Origin of the sequence: Pseudomonas juntendi (assembly GCF_009932375.1) — a bacterium.
Classification (GTDB): Bacteria; Pseudomonadota; Gammaproteobacteria; order Pseudomonadales; family Pseudomonadaceae; genus Aquipseudomonas; species Aquipseudomonas juntendi.
The window spans coordinates 1-3,972 of record NZ_BLJG01000286.1 but is presented as its reverse complement, the minus strand read 5'-3'; the positions used below and the strand labels follow the sequence as shown (position 1 = coordinate 3,972).

General features: G+C 62.0%; 6 protein-coding genes. 3 read left to right on the top strand and 3 right to left on the bottom strand.

The genetic code is table 11. The features are described 5' to 3' along the window. Both GYA94_RS24665 and rlmF read left to right on the top strand, forming a co-directional pair. A partial coding sequence (locus GYA94_RS24665; protein WP_161893296.1) for a hypothetical protein occupies positions 1-208 on the top strand: 208 nt, incomplete at its 5' end. Between the two features lie 162 nt (positions 209-370). Continuing rightward, the gene (rlmF, locus tag GYA94_RS24660) at positions 371-1,321 is read left to right on the top strand and encodes a 23S rRNA (adenine(1618)-N(6))-methyltransferase RlmF (protein ID WP_161893295.1); all 951 of its coding nucleotides are present in this window, start codon (positions 371-373) and stop codon (positions 1,319-1,321) included. Between the two features lie 50 nt (positions 1,322-1,371). On the opposite strand, the gene GYA94_RS24655 is transcribed toward rlmF, so the two are convergent. After that, positions 1,372-1,653 (bottom strand): HU family DNA-binding protein, encoded by a 282-nt coding sequence (locus GYA94_RS24655; RefSeq protein WP_003255106.1) that lies wholly within the window; start codon positions 1,651-1,653, stop codon positions 1,372-1,374. A gap of 370 nt (positions 1,654-2,023) precedes the next feature. Here GYA94_RS24655 and yejK point away from each other — a divergent pair, with 370 nt between their 5' ends. Further along, a complete protein-coding gene (gene yejK / locus GYA94_RS24650; protein ID WP_009687046.1) occupies positions 2,024-3,031 on the top strand; it encodes a nucleoid-associated protein YejK in 1,008 nt (335 codons plus the stop codon). Positions 3,032-3,127: 96 nt separating this feature from the next. Here the strand turns inward: yejK and GYA94_RS24645 are convergent, their stop codons facing one another. Together GYA94_RS24645 and GYA94_RS24640 are read right to left on the bottom strand one after the other, a co-directional pair. After that, the gene (locus GYA94_RS24645) at positions 3,128-3,418 is read right to left on the bottom strand and encodes a GIY-YIG nuclease family protein (protein ID WP_110679331.1); all 291 of its coding nucleotides are present in this window, start codon (positions 3,416-3,418) and stop codon (positions 3,128-3,130) included. Beyond that, positions 3,411-3,887 (bottom strand): nuclear transport factor 2 family protein, encoded by a 477-nt coding sequence (locus GYA94_RS24640; protein WP_161893294.1) that lies wholly within the window; start codon positions 3,885-3,887, stop codon positions 3,411-3,413. The genes GYA94_RS24645 and GYA94_RS24640 overlap by 8 nt, the downstream gene beginning before the upstream one ends. Positions 3,888-3,972 lie beyond the last annotated feature (85 nt).

Genomic DNA, 3,972 nt, shown 5'->3' with positions numbered 1-3,972 from the left:
CGACAAGGATGCCGAGCTGGCGCGCCTGAACAAGGAAATTCAGCGCCTGCAGGGCGAAGTGGCACGCGTGGGTGGCAAGCTGTCCAACGCTGCCTTCGTCGACAAGGCCCCGCCTGCGGTGATCGAGAAGGAGCGCGCCAAGCTGGCCGAGTCCGAACAGGCCCTGGCCAACTTCACCGAGCAGCACGCGCGCATTGCAGCGCTGTGACAACCTGATAGACCGCTGGGGCCGCTGTGCGGCCCTTTCGCGACACAAGGCCGCCCCTACAGGACGGTGCCGGTTTCACAGGCGCCGCTATCCTTTAGGGGCGGCCTTGTATCGCGATAGGGCTGCAGAGCAGCCCCAAGGCCTGCAACACCGGACCCCGCCATGACCGACAAACCTACCCTGCACCCGCGCAACCGGCACCAGGGGCGCTACGACTTCCCCAGCCTGATCAAGGCCCACCCTGACCTGGCCCGCTTTACCATTACCAACCCCCACGGCAAACCCAGCATCGACTTCGCCAACCCCGAAGCCGTAAGGGTATTCAACCGTGCCCTGCTCAAGGCCCAATACGGCATCCAGCACTGGGATATCCCCGCCGACTACCTGTGCCCGCCCATTCCCGGCCGCGCCGACTACATCCACGTAGCCGCGGATTTGCTGGCCACGGACAACGCGGGAGAAATTCCCAAGGGCGCCCAGGTACGCGCGCTGGACATCGGCGTGGGTGCCAACTGCATTTACCCACTGCTGGGCCACAGCGACTACCGCTGGCGCTTTCTCGGCTCGGATATCGACCCGGTAGCCCTGGCCTCGGCCAAGGCCATCGTCCAGGCCAACGGCCTGGGCAAGGCCATTGCCCTGCGCCAGCAGGCGAACCGGGGCCATATCCTCAGCGGTCTGTTGCAGCCAGAGGAGCGTTTCGACCTGACCCTGTGCAACCCCCCCTTCCACGCCTCCCGCGACGAAGCCACCCGCGGTAGCCGACGCAAGTGGAAAAACCTGGGCAAGCAGGACCCCAAACGCAAGCTGCCGCTGCTGAACTTTGGTGGCCAGAACAATGAACTGTGGTGCGAGGGCGGCGAAATCCGCTTTGTCACCCAACTGGTGAGCGAAAGCGTGCAGTACGCCGGCAGCGTGTTGTGGTTCACCAGCCTGGTGTCAAAGGCCAGCAACCTGCCGGGCATAGAGGCTGCACTGAAGAAGGCCGGTGCCAAGGCCGTACGTGTCGTCGAAATGGGCCAGGGCCAGAAGCAGAGCCGCATGGTTGCCTGGAGCTTCCACGACGAAGCGGCACGCCAGGGCTGGTACGCCCAGGGCCGATCACAGGCATGAAAAAACCGCGCCCGGGCAAGCCGGGCGCGGTTTCGTCAAAGCAGCAACAATTACTTGTTGATAGCGTCGGTCAGCACTTTGGCTGGCACGAACTTGACGACTTTCTTGGCAGCGATTTCGATGGCAGCGCCAGTCGAAGGGTTGCGGCCAGTGCGGGCAGGACGCTCCGAGACTTTCAGCTTGCCGATGCCTGGCAGGGTGATTTCAGCGCCGTTTTCCAGCTGGTCAGCAACGATCTGGCCCAGTTGCTCCAGTGCGTTCTTGGCGGTGGCTTTCGGCGCGGCGATCGACTCGGCGATGTCGGCAATCAGTTGGTCTTTGGTCAATGCCATGGTGGTGTTCCTTCCCTATCAAATTCGATGGTTATGCAGCGAACGACGACGTTATCGGGCCAGCCCCTTGTAGTGGAGGGCCGCGCCAATTGGGTATGTAGATACTCAAATCGGCGTTTGGTTCGACACGACGGCAGCGCGCTGCCAGCAATGCGCCACGCGTGGGGCGCAAGACCGCGCAAAGCTACCACAGGAGTGGATAAATATCCGCAGCGTACTTCGATTAAATGCAGGTTTTTCAGGGGTTTTGGCTTAAAACGTACAAAAATGAACAAAAAACGAACAACCGGCATTTCGGCCAACATCCGGCCACTGCACCACTGGGTGTCTGGGTTAAACTTGGCGACTTTTGCAGCTCGCCGAGAATTTCATGCCTATCCGTCATTGCATCGTTCACCTGATCGACAAGAAGCCTGATGGCAGCCCCGCCGTGCTGCACGCCCGCGATAGCGAACTGGCGGCTTCCGACGCCATCGAAAACCTGCTGGCAGACCTGAACGACAGCTACAACGCCAAGCAAGGCAAGGCCTGGGGCTTCTTCCACGGCGAGTCGGGGGCCTACCCGCTCAGCGGCTGGCTGAAGCAGTACCTGGAAGGCGACACAGACTTTACCGCCTTCAGCCGCCAGGCCGTGGAACACCTGCAGAAGCTGATGGAGGAGTCCAACCTGTCCACCGGCGGTCACGTGCTGTTTGCCCATTACCAACAGGGCATGACCGAATACCTGGCCATCGCCCTGCTGCACCACAGTGAAGGCGTGGCGGTGAATGCCGAACTCGACGTCACCCCATCCCGTCACCTTGACCTGGGCCAGTTGCACCTGGCGGCGCGCATCAACCTGTCCGAGTGGAAGAACAACCAGAACTCCAAGCAGTACATCTCGTTCATCAAGGGCAAGAACGGCAAGAAAGTCTCGGACTATTTCCGCGACTTCATTGGCTGCCAGGAAGGTGTCGACGGCCCAGGTGAAACCCGCACCCTGCTCAAGGCTTTCAGCGACTTCGTCGAGAGCGAAGACTTGCCGGAAGCATCCGCCCGCGAAAAGACCCAGACGCTGGTCGAGTACGCCACTACCCAGACCAAACTGGGTGAACCGGTGACGCTGGAAGAGCTGTCCAGCCTGATCGACGAAGACCGGCCCAAGGCGTTCTACGACCATATCCGCAACAAGGACTACGGCTTGTCGCCGGAGATTCCGGCGGATAAACGCACCCTCAACCAGTTCCGTCGCTTTACCGGGCGTGCCGAGGGGCTGTCGATCAGCTTCGAGGCGCACCTGCTGGGCGACAAGGTGGAGTATGACGAGGCCGCCGGCACCCTGATCATCAAGGGGCTGCCGACCACCCTGGTGGACCAGCTGAAGCGACGCAAGGACTGACGGCCCATGGGCCGCGCGACCTGCTCCTGCACGCATCGCGACCTCTTGTAGGAGCGGCCTTGCGTCGCGATGGGCGGCAAAGCGGCCCCAGCACCCTCAAGCCGAACCCATCAGATAAGCCGCCACCAAAGCCTCTTTCGCCGACTTGCGCAGCCGTTTCACCAACCGCTCCTGGCGCAATGCCTCGCCCTTGTCCGGCCATTGCTCGATATACACCAGCGCCTGTGCCGGGCTGGTCTTGAAGTACCGTGCCCCCCGCCCTTTCTGATGGGCCAGAAAACGCCGCTGCGGGTCATCACTGACCCCGCAATACAACGAACCGTTGGCCGCCCTGACCAGGTAGACATACCAAGGCTTGCCAACGCTTGCGGGGGCAGCTTCACACACCCTGGGCCTGCTGGAACGCGCGCAACCCCTTGAAGGCCTGTGCGCGAAACTTGTTCTGCAGCAGCGGCGACCAACCCAGCAATACCCCTGGCATACCCAACGCCTGCCGCGACCAGCGCCACAGGTCGAACGTATCGTCGTGCTGGCAGATCAAGCCATCGCGGATGATGAAGCGTGCCTGGATATCATTGACCACCACCCGCCCCGTCTGGCTGAACAGGTAGGTCGCCACCCAGTGTGCGGCACCGCTGCGCTCGTCGGCGCGTACGCTGTCGAAGGTGAGGGTGAAGTCTTTGGCGCGTGTGGTCAGCATGCGCCACATGTCGCCCGCGTCCTTGCCACGCAGCGTACCGAAAACCGGGTCGCTGAAGACGATATCGTCGCTGTAGCAGGCGATCATTGCCTCGGCGTCCAGGCGCTGGAAGGCCTGGTAGAAGCGCGTAATCAAATCGCGGTGGGCGTCACTCATGGGGGCTGGTCCATCCTGGGGTCGAAAGCAGCACGATAATCTGACCCGGTTGCTTATGCCAGCTTCCGCCGCAGCATCTTCAGCG

Excerpts from the sequence above, each read along its gene's own strand:
- rlmF (WP_161893295.1), top strand. The coding sequence starts at position 371 with ATGACCGACAAACCTACCCTGCACCCGCGCAACCGGCACCAGGGGCGC.
- GYA94_RS24655 (WP_003255106.1), bottom strand. The coding sequence starts at position 1,653 with ATGGCATTGACCAAAGACCAACTGATTGCCGACATCGCCGAGTCGATC.
- yejK (WP_009687046.1), top strand. The coding sequence starts at position 2,024 with ATGCCTATCCGTCATTGCATCGTTCACCTGATCGACAAGAAGCCTGAT.
- GYA94_RS24640 (WP_161893294.1), bottom strand. The coding sequence starts at position 3,887 with ATGAGTGACGCCCACCGCGATTTGATTACGCGCTTCTACCAGGCCTTC.